This window comes from Bradyrhizobium sp. cir1, from assembly GCF_014198245.1.
In the GTDB taxonomy this organism is placed as follows: Bacteria; Pseudomonadota; Alphaproteobacteria; order Rhizobiales; family Xanthobacteraceae; genus Bradyrhizobium.
Genome location: NZ_JACIHE010000028.1, coordinates 37,550 through 56,016, shown reverse-complemented (window position 1 = coordinate 56,016; position 18,467 = coordinate 37,550). Strand labels below are relative to the sequence as shown.

The 18,467-nt window shown below is 62.7% G+C and carries 17 protein-coding genes and 1 pseudogene; 11 read left to right on the top strand and 7 right to left on the bottom strand.

Annotation, left to right across the window (positions count from 1 at the left end):
* Window positions 1-21: 21 nt before the first annotated feature.
* The 3 genes from GGD63_RS34535 (at window position 22) to GGD63_RS34525 (ending at window position 4,563) form a co-directional block, all read left to right on the top strand.
* Window positions 22-2,364: a xanthine dehydrogenase family protein molybdopterin-binding subunit gene (locus tag GGD63_RS34535; RefSeq protein WP_183248931.1), complete on the top strand. Its 2,343-nt coding sequence runs from the start codon at window positions 22-24 to the stop codon at window positions 2,362-2,364.
* 15 nt (window positions 2,365-2,379) lie between these two features.
* Window positions 2,380-3,180 (top strand): xanthine dehydrogenase family protein subunit M, encoded by an 801-nt coding sequence (locus GGD63_RS34530; protein ID WP_183248929.1) that lies wholly within the window; start codon window positions 2,380-2,382, stop codon window positions 3,178-3,180.
* A 258-nt stretch (window positions 3,181-3,438) separates the two neighbouring features.
* Window positions 3,439-4,563: a CaiB/BaiF CoA-transferase family protein gene (locus GGD63_RS34525; protein WP_183248927.1), complete on the top strand. Its 1,125-nt coding sequence runs from the start codon at window positions 3,439-3,441 to the stop codon at window positions 4,561-4,563.
* A 111-nt stretch (window positions 4,564-4,674) separates the two neighbouring features.
* On the opposite strand, the gene hppD is transcribed toward GGD63_RS34525, so the two are convergent.
* Window positions 4,675-5,793 (bottom strand): 4-hydroxyphenylpyruvate dioxygenase, encoded by a 1,119-nt coding sequence (hppD, locus tag GGD63_RS34520; RefSeq protein WP_183248926.1) that lies wholly within the window; start codon window positions 5,791-5,793, stop codon window positions 4,675-4,677.
* A 122-nt stretch (window positions 5,794-5,915) separates the two neighbouring features.
* Between hppD and GGD63_RS34515 the strand changes: the two genes are divergently transcribed.
* Both GGD63_RS34515 and GGD63_RS34510 read left to right on the top strand, forming a co-directional pair.
* A complete protein-coding gene (locus GGD63_RS34515; RefSeq protein ID WP_183248924.1) occupies window positions 5,916-6,395 on the top strand; it encodes an Lrp/AsnC family transcriptional regulator in 480 nt (159 codons plus the stop codon).
* 75 nt (window positions 6,396-6,470) lie between these two features.
* The gene (locus tag GGD63_RS34510) at window positions 6,471-6,782 is read left to right on the top strand and encodes a DUF1272 domain-containing protein (RefSeq protein WP_183248922.1); all 312 of its coding nucleotides are present in this window, start codon (window positions 6,471-6,473) and stop codon (window positions 6,780-6,782) included.
* A gap of 120 nt (window positions 6,783-6,902) precedes the next feature.
* Here the strand turns inward: GGD63_RS34510 and fahA are convergent, their stop codons facing one another.
* From fahA to GGD63_RS34485, 5 genes are all read right to left on the bottom strand, one after another.
* Window positions 6,903-8,174, bottom strand: a complete 1,272-nt coding sequence (fahA, locus tag GGD63_RS34505) for a fumarylacetoacetase (RefSeq protein ID WP_183248920.1) — start codon at window positions 8,172-8,174, stop codon at window positions 6,903-6,905.
* A 200-nt stretch (window positions 8,175-8,374) separates the two neighbouring features.
* The gene (hmgA, locus tag GGD63_RS34500) at window positions 8,375-9,721 is read right to left on the bottom strand and encodes a homogentisate 1,2-dioxygenase (protein WP_183248918.1); all 1,347 of its coding nucleotides are present in this window, start codon (window positions 9,719-9,721) and stop codon (window positions 8,375-8,377) included.
* A gap of 2 nt (window positions 9,722-9,723) precedes the next feature.
* Window positions 9,724-10,680 carry an MBL fold metallo-hydrolase gene (locus GGD63_RS34495; protein WP_145831645.1) on the bottom strand — a complete coding sequence of 319 codons (957 nt, stop codon included), beginning with the start codon at window positions 10,678-10,680 and terminating at the stop codon, window positions 9,724-9,726.
* 18 nt (window positions 10,681-10,698) lie between these two features.
* Window positions 10,699-10,923, bottom strand: coding sequence for a DUF2783 domain-containing protein (locus GGD63_RS34490; protein WP_018646238.1), 225 nt, complete (start codon window positions 10,921-10,923; stop codon window positions 10,699-10,701).
* 8 nt (window positions 10,924-10,931) lie between these two features.
* Window positions 10,932-12,548, bottom strand: coding sequence for an FAD-dependent oxidoreductase (locus GGD63_RS34485; RefSeq protein ID WP_183248916.1), 1,617 nt, complete (start codon window positions 12,546-12,548; stop codon window positions 10,932-10,934).
* A 109-nt stretch (window positions 12,549-12,657) separates the two neighbouring features.
* Between GGD63_RS34485 and GGD63_RS34480 the strand changes: the two genes are divergently transcribed.
* The 3 genes and pseudogenes from GGD63_RS34480 to GGD63_RS34470 form a co-directional block, all read left to right on the top strand.
* Entirely contained in the window at window positions 12,658-13,200 is a 543-nt protein-coding gene (locus GGD63_RS34480) for a MarR family winged helix-turn-helix transcriptional regulator (protein ID WP_183248914.1), read from the top strand.
* An 84-nt stretch (window positions 13,201-13,284) separates the two neighbouring features.
* Window positions 13,285-14,004, top strand: coding sequence for a methyltransferase domain-containing protein (locus GGD63_RS34475; protein WP_183248971.1), 720 nt, complete (start codon window positions 13,285-13,287; stop codon window positions 14,002-14,004).
* Between the two features lie 85 nt (window positions 14,005-14,089).
* A pseudogene (locus tag GGD63_RS34470) lies at window positions 14,090-14,170 on the top strand (MarR family transcriptional regulator); the annotation flags it as partial.
* 106 nt (window positions 14,171-14,276) lie between these two features.
* On the opposite strand, the gene GGD63_RS34465 reads toward GGD63_RS34470, so the two are convergent.
* Window positions 14,277-15,173 carry an ABC transporter substrate-binding protein gene (locus tag GGD63_RS34465; RefSeq protein WP_183248912.1) on the bottom strand — a complete coding sequence of 299 codons (897 nt, stop codon included), beginning with the start codon at window positions 15,171-15,173 and terminating at the stop codon, window positions 14,277-14,279.
* 201 nt (window positions 15,174-15,374) lie between these two features.
* Here GGD63_RS34465 and GGD63_RS34460 point away from each other — a divergent pair, with 201 nt between their 5' ends.
* The 3 genes from GGD63_RS34460 (at window position 15,375) to GGD63_RS34450 (ending at window position 18,297) form a co-directional block, all read left to right on the top strand.
* On the top strand, window positions 15,375-15,839 hold the full coding sequence (locus GGD63_RS34460) for a GNAT family N-acetyltransferase (RefSeq protein ID WP_183248910.1): 465 nt from the start codon (window positions 15,375-15,377) through the stop codon (window positions 15,837-15,839).
* 454 nt (window positions 15,840-16,293) lie between these two features.
* Window positions 16,294-17,664, top strand: a complete 1,371-nt coding sequence (locus GGD63_RS34455) for a (Fe-S)-binding protein (protein WP_183248909.1) — start codon at window positions 16,294-16,296, stop codon at window positions 17,662-17,664.
* A 141-nt stretch (window positions 17,665-17,805) separates the two neighbouring features.
* Window positions 17,806-18,297, top strand: coding sequence for a cupin domain-containing protein (locus GGD63_RS34450; protein ID WP_210316084.1), 492 nt, complete (start codon window positions 17,806-17,808; stop codon window positions 18,295-18,297).
* Window positions 18,298-18,467: the final 170 nt, after the last annotated feature.

The following is an 18,467-nucleotide window of genomic DNA, read 5'->3' as shown; positions in this document are numbered from 1 at the left end:
TTCCGGTCGGGAGGACCAGACATGGGTGTTGAAGGCATCGGCGCGCGCGTCGTGCGCAAGGAAGACAAGCGTTTCATCACCGGCAAGGGCCGGTACGTGGACGACATCAAATTGCTGGGCATGACCCATGCCCATTTCATCCGCAGCCCGCATGCGCACGCCAAGGTGAAGGGGATCGACTCCTCCGCCGCGCTGAAGATACCGGGCGTGGTCGCGGTGCTCACGGGCCAGCAGCTCGTCGACGACAAGGTCGGCAACCTCATCTGCGGCTGGGCCATCACCTCCAAGGACGGCAGCCCGATGAAGATGGGCGCCTGGCCGGCGATGGCGCCGGAGACGGTGCGCTTCGTCGGCCAGGCCGTCGCCGTCGTGATCGCCGACAACAAGAACCTCGCGCGCGACGCGGCGGAAGCTGTCGTCGTCGATTATGAGGAGCTTCCCGCGGTTGCCGACGTCCACGCCGCCATCAAGGCCGGCGCGCCGCAACTTCATCCCGAGGCTCCCGGCAACCAAGTCTATGATTGGGTGATCGGCGACGAGGGCGCGGTGAATGCCGCCTTCTCGAAGGCCGCCAACGTCGTGAAGCTCGACGTCACCAACAACCGCCTCGCCCCCAACGCGATGGAGCCGCGCGCGGCGATCGCCGAATACGACGCGGCGGAAGAGCATTTCACGCTCTACACGACGTCGCAGAACCCTCACGTCGCCCGCCTCGTGCTGTCGGCGTTCTACAACATCGCCCCCGAGCACAAGCTGCGCGTGATCGCGCCCGACGTCGGCGGCGGCTTCGGCTCGAAGATCTTCATCTACCCCGAAGAAATGGTGACGCTGTGGGCCTCGAAGAAGGTCGGCCGCCCCGTGAAATGGACCGGCGACCGCACCGAGGCCTTCCTCACCGACGCGCATGGCCGCGACCATGTCACCCATGCCGAGATGGCGTTCGACGCCAGCAACAAGATCATCGGCTTCAAGGTGAAGACCTACGCCAATTTCGGCGCCTACATGTCGCTGTTCTCCTCGTCGGTGCCGACCTATCTCTATGCGACGCTGCTGTCGGGCCAGTACAACATCCCGGCGATCCATGCCGAGGTGATCGGGGTCTACACCAACACCACGCCGGTCGACGCCTATCGCGGCGCGGGCCGCCCCGAGGCGAGCTACCTGATCGAACGTCTGATGGAGACGGCGGCGCGGCAATTGAAGGTCGATCCGGCCGCGCTGCGCCGGATCAACTTCATCACCCAGTTCCCGCACCAGACGCCCGTGATCATGGCCTATGACACCGGCGACTTTAATGCCTCGCTCGACGCCGCGATGAAGGCGATCGACTATGCCGGCTTCGCCGCACGCAAGGCCCAGGCAAAGTCACAGGGCAAGCTGCGCGGCATCGGCGTGTCCTGCTACATCGAGGCCTGCGGCATTGCGCCGTCGAAGGCGGTCGGCAGCCTGGGCGCCGGCGTCGGCCTGTGGGAATCGGCCGAGGTGCGGGTCAATCCGGTCGGCACCATCGAGATCCTGACGGGCTCGCACAGCCACGGCCAGGGTCACGAGACGACGTTCTGCCAGCTCGTCGCGGATCGCCTGGGTGTCCCCATCAGCCAGGTCTCGATCGTGCATGGCGACACCGACAAGGTGCAGTTCGGCATGGGCACCTACGGCTCGCGGTCGGCGGCCGTCGGCCTCACCGCGATCCTGAAGGCCATGGAGAAGGTCGAGTCCAAGGCCAAGAAGATCGCCGCGCATGCGCTGGAGGCGTCGGAGGCCGACATCGTCATCGAGAACGGCGAGTTCAAGGTGACCGGCACCGACAAGGCCATCGCTTTCCCGATGGTCGCACTCGCGGCGTACACCGCGCACAATCTGCCTGACGGAATGGAGCCCGGCCTGAAGGAAAGCGCCTTCTACGACCCGACCAACTTCACCTTCCCGGCCGGTACCTATATCTGCGAGCTCGAGGTCGATCCCGGCACCGGCAAGACTTCCTTCGTCAACTTCGTCGCGGCCGACGATTTCGGCCGGCTGATCAATCCGATGATCGTCGAGGGTCAGGTCCATGGCGGCCTGGTTCAAGGCATCGGGCAGGCATTGCTGGAGCACGCGATCTACGATGCCAACGGCCAGCCGGTGACGGCCTCGTTCATGGACTACGCCATGCCGCGCGCCGACGATGTGCCCTCCTTCAACCTGTCCCACACCACGACGCTATGCCCGGGCAATCCGCTAGGCATCAAGGGTTGCGGTGAGGCCGGCGCGATCGGGGCGTCAGCGGCCGTGATCAACGCAATCACGGATGCGATCGGCAAGAACAATCTGGAAATGCCCGCGACCCCTGACCGGGTGTGGCGCACGATCCACGCGGCTTAAAGAGGAGGAACGAAGATGTACCAGACCACCTATCATCGCGCCTCCTCGGTCGACGAGGCCGCCAACCTCTTCGGCAAGAGCAGCGAAGCCAAATTCCTCGCTGGCGGGCAGACGCTGCTGCCTGTCATGAAGCAACGGCTCGCCAGCCCGTCCGACGTCATCGACCTTGGCAAGATCAAGGACATGATCGGCGTCGAGGCCTCCGGCGACACGCTGACGATCAAGGCCGCCACGCCGCATTACGATGTGGCGACCAGCGACGCCGCGAAGAAGGCGATTCCCGCGCTCGCCTATCTGGCCTCGCTGATCGGCGATCCCGCCGTGCGCTATCGCGGCACGATCGGCGGCTCGCTGGCCAACAACGACCCCGCCGCGGACTATCCGGCCGCGACGCTGGCGCTGGGCGCGACGATCAAGACCAACAAGCGCTCGATTGCCGCGGACGACTACTTCAAAGGCCTGTTCTCGACGGCACTCGAGGACGGCGAGATCATCACCGCCGTCTCGTTCCCGATTCCGGCGAAAGCGGGCTACGCAAAATTCCCACATCCCGCCTCGCGCTTTGCACTCACCGGCGTGTTCGTTGCCCAGACCAAGTCGGGCGACGTTCGCGTGGCCGTGACCGGCGCGTCACAAAGCGGCGTGATGCGGGTTGGCGCCATCGAAACCGCCCTCAAGGCGAACTGGTCGCCTTCGGCGATCGACGGCGTCAGCATTCCGGCGAGCGGACTTCTGTCCGATATCCACGGCACGTCGGAGTACCGGGCCAACCTCGTCAAGGTGATGGCGCAGCGTGCGGTGGCTGCTGCGGGCTGAGCATGATCCGGAAAAGTGTGAAGCGGTTTTCCGGCAAGATCATGCTCGAATAGAGCGCTCCAGCGCCTCGACGCAAATTTTCCGCGGCGCGCACTTCGGTGCGCGCCGCTTTTATTTGGCCATGCGGCATGAAAACCGCTTGCCTCGCTGGCGTGAAGGCGAGAAAAGTTAATCAGCCGATTAACTCGCCACCAAGAGCAACGTCAGAGGCGCTGGCCGGATCACCGGCATTCGCCCGCGACCCGAGGAAACAACAACGTGCTCGATAAACCCGCCCAAGAAAAATCAGAAGGCTCGTCCGTCCGCACCTCCGGCCCGCTCTCGGGCTTCCGCATCGTCGAATTCGCGGGCATCGGCCCCGGCCCGTTCGCCTGCATGATGCTGGCCGACATGGGCGCCGACGTCGTCACGCTCGACCGCGTCGGCGCGAAGAAGAGCATGAAGTCGGTCGCGGGCCGCGGCCGCAAGGTGATCGAGCTCGACCTCAAGGACAAGGCGGCGATCGCAGAGGTGCTCGACCTGCTCGCCAGCGCCGATGCGCTGGTCGAAGGCTTTCGTCCCGGCGTGATGGAGCGGCTCGGGCTCGGCCCTGACGTGGCGCTCGCGCGCAATCCAAAGCTGGTCTACGGCCGCATGACCGGCTGGGGCCAGGAAGGCCCGCTCGCGAACGCCGCCGGCCACGACATCAACTACATCTCCATCACCGGCGCGCTCGCCGCGATCGGCACCAAGGAAGCGCCGGTGCCGCCGCTCAACCTGGTCGGTGATTTCGGCGGCGGCGCGCTCTATCTCGTCGTCGGCGTGCTCGCAGCATTGCTGGAAGCGCAGAAGTCCGGCAAGGGCCAGGTGGTCGACGCCGCGATGTGCGACGGCGCGGCCTCGCTGATGTCGTTCTTCTTCGACATGACCACGATCGGCCGCTGGACCGAGGGGCGCAACCAGAACTTCCTCGACGGCGGCGCGCATTTCTACGGCGTCTATGAATGCGCCTGCGGCCATTTCGTCTCGATCGGCTCGATCGAGCCGCAGTTCTACGCGCTGCTGCGCGAGCATGCGGGGCTGACGGATGCGGATTTCGACGCGCAGATGGAGCGCAAGGCCTGGCCGGCGCTGAAGGAGAAGCTGAAGGCGGTGTTCAAGAGCAAGACGCGCGAGGACTGGTGCAAGATCATGGAAGGCACCGACATCTGCTTCGCGCCGGTGCTGACCATGTCGGAAGCCACCGAGCATCCGCACATGGTCGCCCGCAACGTCTTCGTCGAACGCCACGGCGTGAAGCAGCCGGCACCGGCGCCGAGATTCTCGCGGACGCCGTCGGCGGTGCGGGAGCCGGAAGCGGCGGAGATCGCCGCGGTGACGAAGGAATGGAAGGCGGCGAAGTAGGGATGCTCTCGCCAACATCTCCACTGTCGTCCCGGACAAGCGAGCGGAGCGGAGCGCTGATCCGGGACGACGGCCTTGGATGACGCGCGAGCGTGGTTATCGTGCAGCGCCCTACGCCGCGTTCCCCACCTTCAACACGCCGCGCCGGATCTGGTCCTCCTCGATCGATTCGAACAAGGCCTTGAAATTGCCTTCGCCAAAGCCGTCGTCGCCCTTGCGCTGGATGAACTCGAAGAAGATCGGGCCGATCGCGTTGGCCGAGAAGATCTGCAGCAGCACCTTGGTCTGGCCGCCCTCGACCACGCCTTCGCCGTCGATCAGGATGCCGTTCTTCTGCAGCCGCGCGATATCCTCACCATGCTTGGGCAGGCGCATGTCGACCTTCTCGAAATAGGTGTCTGGCGGCGACGGCATGAAGGGCAGGCCGGCCTCGCGCAGGCCTTCGATGGTGCGGTAGATGTCGCGGCAGCCGCAGGCGATGTGCTGGATGCCCTCGCCGCGATAGGTCTTCAGATATTCTTCGATCTGGCCGGAATCGCCGGCGTCCTCGTTGATCGGAATCCGGATCTTGCCGTCCGGGCTGGTCAGTGCCCGCGAGAACAGCCCGGAGGCGCGGCCCTCGATGTCGAAGAAACGGATCTGGCGGAAGTTGAACAGCTTTTCGTAGAAGCCGGCCCAGACGTCCATGCGGCCGCGATGAACGTTGTGGGTGAGGTGATCGAGATAGAACAGGCCGGCACCGACCGGCTGCGGATCGCGCGCGCCCAGCCATTCGAACCCGGCATCATAGGCCGAACCCTTCGCACCATAACGATCGACCAGATACAGCAGGCTGCCGCCGATACCCCTAATCGCGGGCACATCGAGCGTCTTCTGCGCGGATGATACATCGGCCGGCTCGGCGCCGAGCGCAATCGCGCGGTCATAGGCCGCCTTGGCATCGACCACGCGAAACGCCATCGACGGCGCGCAGGGGCCGTGCGCGGCGACGAACTCATAGCCGTGGGTGCCCGGCTCCTCGTTGACGAGATAGTTGATGTCGCCCTGGCGATAGACGGTGATCTTCTTGGTTCTATGCCGCGCGACGGGCGCATAGCCCATCAGCTTGAACAAAGCGTGCAGCTCTTCCGGATTGGGATGCGCATATTCGACGAACTCGAAGCCGTCGGTGCCCATCGGATTGTCGGCACTAACAGTGGCCGGCGGTGCATCGTGCGGAAACGGACCCATGCTGCTCTCCCAAATGGCTGCCGGGGAGGAACTATCCTTCATCGGACGCGCAAGGAGCGTGCAAACGGGATTGCATTTGGCTATTATGTGCACGATCCGTGCATCAATTGGACAGAACACGCATGATTTCCGTGGACGCCTTCGACCTCAAGATCCTGACCGCACTGCAGGACGACGGCCGCCTCACCAACCAGGAGCTGGCCGACCTCGCAGGCCTCTCCGCCTCGCAATGCTCGCGGCGGCGGATGCGGCTGGAGGAGGAGAAGGTGATATCGGGCTATCACGCCGATCTCTCCAGCGAGGCACTCGGCTTCGGCGTGATCGCCTTCATCCAGGTTGGGCTCGCGACGCATTCGCCCGACAACTCAAAACGCTTCCGCGCGCTGGTGAACCGGATCGACGAGATCCAGGAAGCGTACTCGCTGACGGGCGATGCCGACTATGTGCTCAAGGCCGTGCTGCGCGATCTCAAGGGCCTCTCCAACCTCGTCAACGACGTCTTGATGCCGCATCAGAGCGTCGCGCATGTGCGCTCCTCGATCGTGCTCGACCGTCTGAAGGAAAGCTCGAAGCTGCCGCTGACGGATTTGAAGGCTGGCTGAAATCGAGGGAACTACGGCCTTCGCGCGTCACGCGCCGTCTGTGATGATCCAGGCCTGACTTTCGGAGATTCAGCCATGGCCCTCCAGCTGCGACCGAACTGCGAATATTGCGACCGCGACCTGCCGCCTGATGCAACGGATGCGCGGATCTGCTCGTACGAATGCACGTTCTGTGCGGACTGCGTCGAGACAAAACTCTTCAACGTCTGCCCGAACTGCGGCGGCGGCTTTGCGCCGCGCCCGATCAGGCCGACGCAGGAATGGCGGCCGGGTGTGTGCACGACGAAACAGGTGCCGTCGGACAAGCGGGTGCATCTGAAGTACAGCGCGGAGGACATCGCGGCGCATTGTGCGCGGGTGCACGACGTGCCGCCGGAGAAGCGGTAGGCTCTCTCCACGTCATTGCGAGCGCAGCGAAGCAATCCAGAAATGCATCCGCGGAAGCAGCCTGGATTGCTTCGTCGCAAGGGCTCCTCGCAATGACGGAGGTTGTGGCGGCGCCGTCGGCTACTCCGCCGCCACAATCGTCCCCTCGACCTCGCCGAAGCCGACGCGATAGCCGTTGCCCTGGCACCAGCCGCGCATAACGAGGCTGTCGCCATCCTCCAGAAACGAGCGCCTGGCGCCGCCGGGCAATTCCACCGGCTCAGTGCCGTTCCAGCTGATCTCGAGCAAGCTGCCGCGCTGGTTCTTCTCGGGGCCGGAGATGGTGCCGGATCCGAAGAGATCGCCGACATTCATGGCACAGCCGCTTGAGGCGTGGTGCATCAGCTGCTGCACCGAGGACCAGTACATGTACTTGAAATTGGTGCGGCTGATGCTGGCGGGCGCATTGGCGCCCGCAGCGCGCAAGGACACGTCGAGCTCGACATCGTAGTTCTGCGGCTTGGCCTGCTTCAGATAATCCAGCGGCACCGGCTCCTGCTCCGGTCCCTTCAGGCGGAACGGCTCCAGCGCCTCGCGCGTCACCACCCAGGGGCTGATCGAGGTCGCGAACGCTTTGGCGAGGAACGGGCCGAGCGGCACATATTCCCATTGCTGGATGTCGCGCGCGCTCCAGTCGTTGAGCAGCACGAAGCCGAAGATCATCTCCTCGGCTTGGCTCTCGCTCAGCATGCCGCCCATCGGCGAGGACTGGCCGATCACGGCCCCCATCTCCAGCTCGAAATCGAGCCGCTTGCACGGCGCAAAGCTCGGCAGCTCCACATTCGGCGGCTTCAGTTGCCCGCGCGGCCGCTTCACCTTGGTGCCGGAGACCACGACGGTGGAGGCGCGGCCGTTATAGGCGATCGGCATATGCAGCCAGTTCGGCTGCAGCGCGTTGTCCTTGCCGCGGAACATCACGCCGACATTGGTCGCATGCTCCTTCGACGAATAGAAATCGGTATAGCCGGAGACTGCGAACGGCAGATGCAGTCTCGCATCGCGCATCGGCACGAGCGCGCGGCCGCGCAGCTCCTCGTTGTCGCGCAACTCAGGATGATCCGCGCGCAAGAGCTCGCTGATCCGCGCCCGCGTCTTCGTCCAGACCTTCGGCCCCAGCGCCATGAAGGGATTGAGCGAGGCGCCGGAGAACACGCCGAGCGGGCCGACATCGAGCCGGGAATCCTGCTCGAGCTCCCAGAGATCGAGGACGTAGTTTCCGATCGCCACGCCAACCCGCGGCGTCGGATTGGGCGCGGTTGAGAACACGCCATAGGGCAGGTTCTGCATCGGGAAGTCCGAGGCGGGATCGACGTCGATGAAGGAGCGGAGGCTGGGATCGTTGGGGTGGGGCATGTTTCTCCCGACACAAATGCTGATGCTGGACTCTCTTACCCTCCCCTGGAGGGGGAGGGTCGGTTCGCATGAAGCGGAGCGGAATGCGAAACGGGGTGGGGTGATCTCTCCACTCGGGCACCGCCTCAATGGAGAGACTGTCACCCCACCCCGCTCGCTGACGCGAGCGACCCTCCCCCTCCAGGGGAGGGTAAGCAAGACTACGGCTTGTTCGGGTCGAACCGCTTCTCCAGTCCCTTCCAGCAATCGGCGTAATCGTCCTGCAGCGTCGAGGACTTCGCGGCATGTGCGGTGACGCGCTGCGGATAGCGGGTCTCGAACATGAAGGCCATGGTGCCGGTCAGCTTGACCGGCTTCAGTTCGCCATTGCTGGCATGCTCGAAGGCGTCGCGGTCGGGGCCGTGCGGCAGCATGCAATTGTGCAAGGAGATGCCGCCGGGAACGAAGCCCTGCGGCTTGGCGTCGTACACGCCGTAGATCAACCCCATGAACTCGCTCATGATGTTCATGTGGTACCAGGGCGGACGGAAGGTGTTGTCGGCGACCATCCAGCGCTCGGGGAAGATCACGAAGTCGATATTCGCCGTGCCCGCGGTCTCCGACGGCGAGGTCAGCACGGTGAAGATCGAGGGATCGGGATGGTCGAAAGCGATCGCGCCGACCGGCGAGAAGGCGCGCAGATCGTATTTGTAGGGCGCGTAATTGCCGTGCCAGGCGACGACGTCGATCGGCGAATGCGGCAGCGTGGTCTTGAACAGCGAGCCGCCCCATTTCACGAACAACTCGGTCGGCGTGTCTTTGTCCTCGTAATACGCAACCGGCGTGAGGAAGTCGCGCGCATTGGCGAGGCAATTGGCGCCGATCGGGCCGCGCTCCGGCAGCGTGAAGGCGCCGCCGTAGTTCTCGCAGAGATAGCCGCGCGCCGGACCGTTCGGGATCTCGACCCGGAACTTGACGCCACGCGGGATCACCACGATCTCGCCGGGCTCGGCGTCGATGCGGCCGAACTCCGTGACGAGGCGAAGATTACCCTGCTGAAGCACGAACATCAGCTCGCCGTCGGCATTGTAGAAGTGCTGGTCCACCATCGACTTGGTGATGAGGTAGACATGCGCGGCCATGCCGGCCTGCGTATTGACGTCACCGGCGGTCGTCATGGTCTGCACGCCCTGGACGAAGGTGATCTCCTCCTTCGGAAGTGGCGTCGGGTCCCAGCGCAACTGCGCGATCGGCAGGTCGTATTCGTGGCACGGCGCCGAGCGCCACAGTCCGGCATCGACCTTCTCGAAGCGCCCCGAATGCTTCACCGAAGGACGGATGCGATAGAGCCAGGAGCGCTCATTGGTGCCGCGCGGCGCGGTGAAGGGCGAGCCCGAGAGCTGCTCGGCATAGAGCCCGTAGGCGCAGCGCTGCGGCGAGTTGCGCCCGATCGGCAGCGCGCCCGGCAGCGCCTCGGTCTCAAAACTGTTGCCGAAGCCGGACATGTAGCCTGGCGTCACCTGGGCCGAGCTTCGAACGATCTGGTCAGGCGAGGTATTGATGTTCATGACTATCCTCCTCCTTGCAAGGCGGCCCACATTTCCTGGTCGCGCTTGTCGGTCCAGATCACGGGGTCGTCGATCCCCGACGCTTCGTCATAGGCGCGCGACACGTTGAACGGCAGGCAGTGCTCGTAAATGGCGAAGCTCGAGAATTTCGGATCCATCACTTCGCGCGTCGCCGCCATCGATTCCTTCAGCGTGCGTCCCTTGGCGACCGAGATTTCGGCGGCGCCATAGAGCGAGGTCACGAAGTCGCGCGTCATCGCGATCGCTTCGCGCACGGTGGCCGTGCCCTTGAGCGCATCGCCGCGCCCCGGCGCGATCGCCTTGGGATTGAAGTTGCGGATCTCGTTCAGCGTCATCGGCCATTCGCGCAAATGCGCATCGCCGCAATAGCAGGCCGAGTGATATTCGATGAGGTCGCCGGAGAACATGACTTCGGCATCCGGCACCCAGGCGACGATGTCGCCCGAGGTGTGGCCCGCCCCTAACTGCATCAGCCGCACCTCGCGTTTTCCCAGATAGATCGACATCTCGCCTTCGAAGGTCAGCGTCGGCCAGGTCAGGCCGGGAATGCTTTGGGCATCCTGAAACAGGCGCGGGAAGCGGCCGTATTCGGAATCCCAATCCTGCTTGCCGCGCTCTTCGATGAGACGATAGGTCTCCTGCGAGGCGACGATGCCTTGCGCCTTGTAGGCGGAGGCCCCGAGCACGCGCACGGCGTGATAGTGCGACAGCACGACATATTTGATCGGCTTGTCGGTGACCGCGCGCACGCGCTCGATCACCTTGTTCGCCATTGCCGGCGTCGCCTGCGCGTCGAACACGAGGCAGCCGTCGTCGCCGACGATCACGGCCGTGTTGGGATCGCCCTCGGCGGTGAAGGCATAGAGATCGGTGCCGATCTCGGAGAAGGTGATCTTCTTCTCGGAGAGATCGCCGGTGGATGCGAAGTTCTTCGCCATCAATTCGTCCTTACGAGGTTATTGTTGTTGCTGTTGTTGTTGCTGTCCGTCGATCATGCGGCGCCTGGCGAGCCCGATCGCCTCGCGCAGCACGTCGATGTCGCCGATATGATTGGCGAGGATCAGCACCAGCGCCGCATCGAAGTCGGCGCTCTGCTCCTCCGTGAGACCGCGATGCGCCTCGACGATGGCGCGGAAGGCATCGTCGGGGCGCGCGAAGTTCGAGCTGGTTGAAAGCGGCATGCGAGACCTCAATTCAGCCCTTCGGCCCGAGACAATGCCGCCGCGATTGCCTCGCGCGTCGGATGACGGAAGCGCGCCGCAACGTAACCATCGGGCCTGAGCAGATAGGCTGCGCCCGGCTCTGCGTCGTAGCGCTTTGCGACGAGACCAGAGGGATCGCCAAGTCCTCCCTCGCCGCCGATGCGGATATCCTTGACGCCGTCGGGCGCATCGAACGCCACACCATTGCTGAACGACAGCAGGGTGAAGTCTGTTCCACCTCTGCGGAAGGCATCCGTCAGATAGCCCCGCTCGGCGACGGGCGCATCGAGCATGGAACAGCCGGGACAGGGACCGCCGGCCCACGCATCGGCATCGGGCGACGACAGCGGCGTATCGTAGCTGCAAGGCACCGAGAGCCGGCCGCCATTGACCATGCGCTTGCCGAACTCGGTCTCCTTGGCCAGCGACAGCACCGCCTTGCGCAGCCGCGCCTCCTGATGCGAGTTCGGCGCCATGAAATCGGTCGAGCGCGTCGACTCGCGGATGTTCTCGTCCGCGGCCATGCTGCGCTCGAGATGATAGCTCTCCAGCAGGCTCGCGGGCGATTTGCCGCGCAGGACGCGATCGAGCTTCCAGGACAGATTCTCCGCGTCTTCAAGGCCGGAATTGGCGCCGCGCGCGCCGAAGGGCGAGACCTGGTGCGCGGAGTCGCCGGCGAAGATCACGCGGCCATGGATGAAGCGGTCCATCCGGCGGCACTGGAATTTGTAGAGCGAGATCCACTCGAACTCGAACTTGTCGTGGCCGAGCATGCGCGCGATGCGCGGCCGCACGTTCTCCGGCTTCTTCTCGAGCACGGGATCGGCATAGCGATTGAGCTGGAGGTCAATGCGCCAGACATCGTCGGGCTGCCGGTGCAGCAGCGCCGAACGCCCGGCATGGAACGGCGGGTCGAACCAGAACCAGCGCTCGGTCGGAAATTCCGCGGTCATCTTGACGTCGGCGATCAGGAACTGGTCCTCGAACACCTGACCCGCAAATTCCGCACCGACCATCTGCCGCAGCGACGACCGCGCGCCGTCGCAGGCGATGACATATTGCGCATTCAGGCGATAGGCGCCCTCCGGCGTTTCGATCGTCAGCAGGGCGGAATCGTTGCGCTGCTCCAGCGCCGTCACCTTGTTGCGCCAGCGCAGGTCGATCTCGGGCAGCTCGTTGATGCGATCGACCAGATAGGCCTCGGCGTAATATTGCTGGAGATTGATGAAGGCCGGCCGCTTGTGGCCGTCTTCCGGCAGGAGATTGAACTGGTAGAGCTGCGACTCGCCGTGAAAGATCCGGCCGACGCTCCACACCACGCCCTTCTCGACCATGCGGTCGCCGACGCCGAGCCGGTCCCAATATTCCAGCGAGCGTTTCGAGAAGCAGATCGCGCGCGAGCCCTCGCCGATGCGGTCGGCATCGTCCAAAAGGACGACGCGCTGACAGCGCTGGGCGAGATCGATCGCCAGCGACAAGCCGACCGGACCGGCGCCGACAATCACGACCGGATGCTCCGCCGGGCTTGGCCCGGGGCGGTCCTGATCGGGATGACGGCGATAGCCGAACTGGGTTTTGGCCTGATGCGTATTGGCCGGCGCCATACACTAACCTCGGCTCTGGTCAGAAGACGACTGATCTGCTAGATAGTCTCATGTGCAACTATTTTGAACCGGAGCCGGCCGGCCGTCAACTGGAATTCGGAGCGCAGCCTTGGCGAGGACATCCAGCGACATCGCGCTGAAGACACCGCAGGCCGACGAGGCCTTGGCGCGGCCGAAGGCGCGGCTCGATCTGTTCAAGTTCGTTCCGTTCCGTCTCAACCGGCTGGCGGCGGAAGTCAGCGCCGCGCTTTCGGTCGAATATCAGGAGCGCCACGGCCTCGACATTCCAGCCTGGCGCGTCATCGCGACGCTCGGCTTCCGCAATGATGCCTGCAGCGCGCAGTACATCTCGCAATGCACCCGCACGCACAAATCGACCATCAGCCGCGCGGTCACCACGCTGCTCAACGAGCAACTCATCGAGCGCGTCGAGAACGAAGCCGACCGCCGCGAATTCCGCCTGCAACTGACCAAGAAGGGCCGCGCGCTCTACGAAGAGCTATTCCCGCAATTGCTGCGGCGTGAGGACGAGATTCTCGCCTGCCTTTCCGCGCAGGAGCGCAAGCAGCTCTCGGCCCTGCTCGGCAAGATCGAAGCGAGCCTCGATCTGATCCAGACCAGCGAAGAGGCCGACGCGAAGCAGTCGTATTAGGGACTCATAGAGCCGCGGACGTCGGCTTTTTGGGGTCCGGTTGAGGAAGCTTGTAGGGCCGTGACGGCACTGGCTTATATAGCGATGCTCCTTGTGGCGCTTGCCGCAACTCGCGCATACGCCGCTGACATAGGTCATCTGGCTCCCCCTGGAGTCGCTGCAAACGAGTTTCCCTCACCACAGCGTCCTGTTGCAAGAATCGTCAGCCCCCGCCGCTCCGCTGAAGAGCACCGCGATGCCCTCGATGAGGCGGGTCAAATCGCACGTATGCTTGAACTGAAACCAGGCATGACAGTCGGCGACATTGGAGCAGGCGATGGCTACCACACGGTCAGGCTCTCGCACCTCGTCGCACCCGCCGGCTCTGTCGTCGCCCAGGACGTCACGCGGGATTACCTCATGGAACTCGCCAGGCGAACAGAACGTCTGAAGTTGACGAACGTGCAATTCGCGCTCGGCGAACCACACGATCCGCGTCTGCCCGCTTCCTCGCTGGATGCCGCAATCCTTGTGCATATGTATCACGAGATAGCCCAACCCTATGCCTTCCTCTACAATCTCGCGCCCGCCTTGAAGCAGGGTGCGCGGGTCGGAATTGTCGATCTTGAGCTTCCGACGTCGAAGCATGGCACGCCAATTGAGCTCTTGCGCTGCGAATTGACTGCCGTCGGCTATCGCGAGGTCGCCACACATAAGCTCGCAGGGGACGGAGGATACCTGGCGGTATTCTCTCCGCCGGAGCTGGCGGCTCGAAAATCTCCTCGCGATATCGTTGCTTGTAGGGATCCTGCCGGCACTCGTTGACACAACTCCAGCCACCCGTCTCAGAGGCTGAACGTATCCGAAGAAAAGGTCGGACCGGAATTGCCGATTGAGCCTCAAACCGGCGCTCTCGACCCTGCTCGGCAAGATCGAAGCGAGCCTCGACCTGATCCAGACCAGCGAAGAGGCCGACGCCAAGCAGGCGTAGTAGGGCGCGGACTCGCAAGGTCCCGATGTCGGCATCTTGGGGGGTGAGCAAAAGTCTTATGTTTGATCAGAGCATTGCGGGTTTTGACGCGAAGCAGACTCAGACTTCATTGAATCACCTCGACGGCTCTGTCGAGCACGTCCGCCGGCACAGTGAGTCCAAGTGTTGCAGCGGTCTGCAAGTTCACCACCAATTCGTGTGCGGACAATGTACGGATCGGCATCTCGCCCGGCTTCTCGCCATCGAGAACGTTCTTTACGTACTGTGCCATATGCCGGGTGGCCGTACGGAGGCTCGTGCCGTAGCTGAAGAGGCCGCCTGCGTCAGCCATCTCCCTCGGGAAAATTGTCGGAAGCTGCAGGGCCACGGCCGTTTGCGCGATTCGCATGCGGTTCGGACCAATGATCGGCTCTTCGACAACAATCAAACCATCTGCCTGCTCTCGCTTAATCGCCGCAAAGGCTCCATCAAGATCAGGTTCGGGTCCGAGAACACGCAAAATCTGCGAAGAGAGCCCGCGCTCTCTAATGGCTTGATCGTTGCTGTTGGACATGCACTCGGATACGCCCCTGTCGCTAAGAATTGCCACGCGCGAGAGCTTAGGAGAAACTGACCGCAGCAGATCAACGTGCGTCCTCGCCTGGTTCGGGTCGAAACTCGTCACCCCAGTCATGTTGCCGCCGGGCCTTTCCATGCTTGTGGTGAGGCCGTCGCTGACCGGGTCGACCACAACCGAGTAAATGATCGGAATAGTAGTCGTCACCTTTTGCGCAGCGCGAGCGGTGACAGCTCCAATCAATGCTATGACATCGACATTGAGGCTAGCCAGCTCCGCCGCAAAGGCGGGAAGCTTCGCAAGCTCGCCATTGGCAACCCGCTGCTCGAACCTGACAGTCTGTCCTTCAACAAGCCCGAGTTCCTTGAGACCTGTCTTGAAGCCCTCAATGGGACGCTCAGTCCCAGCAATCATGATCCCTATAGTCGGAATGCTTTTGGCAGGCATCCGGTTGACCCCCAGGGGAATACAAAGTGATCAAGTACCGATTAAAACGCCCAAATCATAAAGTGGCTGTGCGCGAAAGCTAGTCCGAATTTGGCCCTTCCCCAAAGCCGGCCGCCGACGACGGCTGAAGGCCGCTTATGACCCATTGCGGACATCGGTCACTCAAATTGCTATGCTCCAGTCAAACATAGCCGAGGCGGCATGCCGTACCTAATCCGAACTCCAGCGGTCGAAGAGCTACCCGCGCTTTCAGCGTTATGTTTTCGGTCGAAAGCAGTATGGGGTTACGACAACGACTTCATGGAGGCATGCCGTCGCGAACTCTCCTTTGATCCATTGGAATTGCGATCGACCTCGATCGTCGTTGCGGAAGAGCACGGGAGGATCGTTGGCGTCGCGCAGGTCAAGGTAATTGGAAAGGAAGCCGACTTGCTCAAGCTTTTCGTTGAGCCGACCGCGCTGAGATGTGGTGTCGGCAGGGCTCTCTTTCTTTGGGCCTGCGGAAGGGCGGCAAGTGTGGGCGCCGACGAGCTTGTGATCGAGGGGGATCCGGACGCCGCACCCTTCTATAGACGGATGGGCGCAGAAGACTGCGGATTCGTGCCATCTGGTTCGATAGACGGAAGATTGCTTCCAAAACTCGTTAAAGACCTGCGAGGACCCTGACCTCGGCCGTCAGCTTCTGGCCCGTTGCCGACGTTCGTTCAAAGTGCCGCGATGTTTGCTTCCAAGAGGTAAGCTGAACAGCGTTATGCAAGGTACCGAGGCAGCCGTTGATCCCTATCAGTCATCTTACGGTTCACGCGGCACCCATTCTCCTGTCAAGTAACTCCGCTCGACCGCGTCCGTCGTGATGGCGAGCAGCTGCTGGCGACGGTTTCGGCCTTTGCGACCACTGCATGCCAGCCGGGGTCTTCCAAGATTGCGGCACTCTCGTCCGATGTCGGCTTCCTGGGGGTGAGCAAAAGTCTTATGCTTGATCAGAGCATTGCGGGTTTTGACCCAGAGGCAACAAATCCCGATTGCGGCCAGTTCGTGTACAGCTCGTCATTTGTGGGGTAGGTTCCGAAGTTGTCATGTGCCGCACGTAGCTGATCCGTCAGCAGGTCTGGAGCTGGTCATGCAGCCGATGAACGAGATCCCATTCGAGACGACCCTGGCTGAATATGTCGAGGAAATGCTCGACTCCTGTACGCGATGCGGGAAATGCGTTGAGGCTTGTCCGAGTGTTGAGCCAGCGGGCATCTCGGATACGAAGTCCGAAGACATCATCGGCGGCATCCTCGAACTGGTCAGTACCGGCAACGGCCCGCAAGCGTCGCGCAAATGGGCGCAATCCTGCATGCGGAGCGGGGCATGCATCAAGGCATGCAACTATGGCGTCAATCCGCGTTTCTTGCTGAGCATGGCGCGGCTTGGCATCGCGAAGTCGGACAATGAGCTTGCCGAACGACGCCGACAGGGTATCGAGAAGTACCGCGACGGCAGTCGTGGAGTGAACGTGCTTTCGCACCTGCAACTCGATACGGACGCGCTCGAACGACTGGGTCAGAAATCGGCGTCGGTCTCCACGCCCGTTGAGGCGCCGGATTTCGTGTTTTACACCGGCTGCAATGTGCTCAAGACGCCGCACATCGCCTTGCTTGCCCTCGATATCATGGATGCGCTCGGCGTCAGTTACCAGGTGATGGGCGGACCGAGCCATTGTTGCGGCATCCTCCAACTCAAGTCTGGGGACGCCGAGATGGCCGGTCGTATGGGCTCGAGTACTATGGAAAAGCTGTCGCACACCAAATCGGGGCAGGTGATCTCCTGGTGCCCGTCGTGCTACGTCCAGTACACGGAAACCATCCTGCCAACGGTCGAGCGGCAGCGTGGCTCCCGCCCGTTCGAGATGAGCCCGTTCATGCGCTTTCTCGGTGACCGGCTGGCGCAGCTAAAGCCGCACCTTCAGCACAGGGTCGAAATGCGGGTCGCGCTGCACAAGCATCCCGGCGTGGCCGGCGTCGTGGAAGCCGCCGCTGAAATCCTGACGACGGTCCCCGGTATCGAACTCGTCGATCTGAACCAGCCGGCGGTGGGTTTGCAGAGCGTGGATGTCGGTGTACTCCCAAAGTTCAAGCGTGAATTACAACTCATGGAACTTGAGGCGGCGCGCGATGCAGGCGTCGATGCACTGGTCGCGGTCTATCATTCCGATCATCGCGAACTGTGCGCACACGAGCGCGACTGGCCATTCCGCATCATAAATATCCTTGAAGTGGTTGGCGAAAGCATGGGCCTGCATCGGCATGATCGCTACAAAGAGCTCAAGATCATGCAGGACGCCGACCAGATCGTGGCCGATTGCAGCGACCTGATCGCAAAGCACTCGCTTGATCCCAGCAATGCGCGTGACGTGGTGATGAAGGTGCTGCTTGGCGACCAGCCGCTTCCCCTGAGGGCCGGCGCGCTCCCAGAGCCGCGCGCGCGGGGTGTGGCGCCGTCATAAGAGCTTGATGTCGCCTTTGGCCCATCGCGGCATTTGCTCCAGTTGCACAAAGGCAGTCGGTACCGAAGCGAAGCGGACATCGCCGACGACCTATGAGTACGCGCCCTAATTGTTGCTAGGCCCAGGCCAATGGAGCAGGTGATGCCAAACAACGAGGAGATCGAGACGAGATCGCAAGGCTCGGTGCCGCACGGCTATGTACTTGGCGCCGGACAGGGTGAACACCTCATCCACTATCGTGATGGCGGCAACATCTTCATCAAGGCCGACCCCATAAGCGGGTCCAATAATTTCGGCTTGGGCACACAGCAGCTACCCAAGGGCTCGGGCATTCCGGTTCACCGGCACCTCGGACAGGATGAAGCGTTCTATGTTCTGGAAGGCGCTGGCATAGTCACACTCAACGATACGCCTCACCCCTGCGAAAGAGGTGGAACGATCTTCATACCTAAGAACACGTGGCATGGTTTCAGTAGTCCAGACCAAGAAATGGTTCTGCTGTGGATCATGGTGCCGCCCGGCCTCGATGGCTTCTTTCGCGAAACCTGCAGCCGACCCGGTGAATCGCGAAAGCAATTCACGCGCGAGCAGATCAACGCGATTGCTCTCAAATATGGGCAAGAATTCAGGTAGGCAGGCTCAACCATTCGCCGAAAAACTAAGACACCTGAATCCAAACTGGCGGGTAGCGGGCAAGACTGAGTTGACACCCCGATGTCCATTTGTGGCCCGTGGCCGACCTTGGCTCAGAGCACCGCGAGGCCTGCTTCCTGAAAGTGACCAGAACAAGCCATCCAAGCTTG